We start from the raw sequence: 1,327 nt of genomic DNA, 5'->3' as shown, positions 1-1,327 counted from the left end.
TTTTATCTATCCAAAGAGGTCAAGCTACATTTTTCCTTCTAAATCATAATAACCAATGCAGTTTAGTCTTTAGTTGAGGCAAATATAAAAGACCTTTAGCTATGTAGGCTGGCCGTTGTATTGATAATCCATAATCTCGATTTTGTTTTTCAAATTTAATGAGTGTTTTTATGAAAGTCTTTGGAAAACTATTTTTAGTTATCTTTATTGTATTAACTTTATTTTGGTACATAACAAAAGATGCTGGTGTATTTATTAAAAATCAGTTTGAGCCTTTTTATTTTCACTTTGATACAGAATTTAGTTCAATAAGAACACAGGAAGGTGTTGCTTACTCTGAGTACACTTATGATCAAGGTTTTAAATCAGTATTGATTGGCGCCGGAGATGAATTTGAAAGTGGTACTTTATTTTTTGACGGTGGGCTTTTAATTATAGAAGTCAGTCTTTTTAAAAAGTTTTTGGGTTTTTCTGATTATTGCCTTATTTCAGCAAAGTTTAGAGGAGAGAAGGTATTGGTTTTGAAGACGAGCGCTGAATATGCCGGTGCTGAATTTGGAGGGAAAGTCAATTATAAGTGTAATTTTGATAAGTAAAGAGACATGGTTATCTCTACCATCATCATAAAAAATGTACACCAAAATTTGAGAATACGGTTAAGCTTTACTTTCCCTAACTGAATTATGAAAACCATTTAAATTTAAGCTATTAGTTGAGAGAAAAATACAAGCCCAGACCTCATATGTGCATATCGCACACTTGCATAATTAATAAAGGAATATAGGTAATTCAATGGAGCAATCTTCAAATAACAAAGCATTAGCCTGCTTTATTTTGTATGGTGCACCCCTTGTACTTTTAGCTAAACATGGCTGGCAATTAGGTATTTTGATGTGCTTATTGTTTCTGGGGAGCTATTGCCTTTTACCCCACATTAAAAATATTCGTAGTAATGTCAGAACATTAGATAAGCATGTTTTTGTATCGTATATTGTTGTAATTGCTTTATTTGCAGCAGTTGATATGTTTTCTAAACCTCATTACTGGAAAACTATTATCATTTTGATACTTGGATTTCTTTCACTAGTACAATTGAAAAAGTTGCAACAATATTTTTTAGAAATGGGATGATTATGCATACTAAGTGGGGTTAAGTCTTACAGTTTTACAAATTTTGGTGAGCAAGTTACTTTTTAGTTATTAGTGACAGTCAGGACTTAAAGCTTACTCTAGGTTTAAAGCACTATTTTCATATTAACAAACAGGCTCAGGTATTTCTTTTTGGTTTTTAGCTAGTCCAATGTCATATATAAGCAATGGTTTAATA

The 1,327-nt window shown here is 31.4% G+C and carries 2 protein-coding genes; both read left to right on the top strand.

Annotation, left to right across the window (positions count from 1 at the left end; genetic code table 11):
* The first annotated feature begins 170 nt into the window (after positions 1–170).
* Entirely contained in the window at positions 171–596 is a 426-nt protein-coding gene (locus tag CWC28_RS20550) for a hypothetical protein (RefSeq protein ID WP_063706212.1), read from the top strand.
* A 196-nt stretch (positions 597–792) separates the two neighbouring features.
* Positions 793–1,131 carry a hypothetical protein gene (locus CWC28_RS20545; protein WP_063706210.1) on the top strand — a complete coding sequence of 113 codons (339 nt, stop codon included), beginning with the start codon at positions 793–795 and terminating at the stop codon, positions 1,129–1,131.
* The last annotated feature ends 196 nt before the right edge of the window (positions 1,132–1,327 follow it).

The organism is Pseudoalteromonas sp. S4492, from assembly GCF_005886115.1.
Lineage (GTDB): Bacteria > Pseudomonadota > Gammaproteobacteria > Enterobacterales > Alteromonadaceae > Pseudoalteromonas > Pseudoalteromonas gelatinilytica.
The sequence above is the reverse complement of the archived record's forward strand: the minus strand, read 5'-3'. Positions and strand labels throughout refer to the sequence as shown.